The organism is Lactiplantibacillus sp. ME-2 (assembly GCF_022549155.1).
Taxonomy (GTDB): Bacteria; Bacillota; Bacilli; order Lactobacillales; family Lactobacillaceae; genus Lactiplantibacillus; species Lactiplantibacillus plantarum.
This window is the reverse complement of the sequence record NZ_JAKZEQ010000174.1, coordinates 1-217: the sequence shown is the minus strand read 5'-3', so window position 1 is coordinate 217 and position 217 is coordinate 1. Positions and strand designations below refer to the sequence as shown.

Annotated in this window: 1 protein-coding gene; it reads right to left on the bottom strand. The window is 66.8% G+C overall.

Features of this window, described 5'->3' with window-relative positions:
- Nucleotides 1–217, bottom strand: a 217-nt coding sequence (locus tag MMY95_RS15850; protein ID WP_241277850.1) for a 4Fe-4S binding protein, incomplete at both ends; no start/stop codon positions are given.

Below are 217 nucleotides of genomic sequence, written 5' to 3'. Positions count from 1 at the left end.
CGTGCGATCCGTTCCGCATTCCACGGGCCGCGGTCGCGCTGGAGATGCTCGCGCCGGTCGCCTTCGGTCCAGCGCTCGATGGTCTGGAACAGATCGGTCCAGACCGTCTGCGGACAGAGGTAGCCGCACCAGACGCGGCCGGCGACAGCGTTCATCAGGAACAGCGCCATTGCCGCGATCACCAGGAGGCCGGTGAAGTAGTAGACCTCCTGTGGCC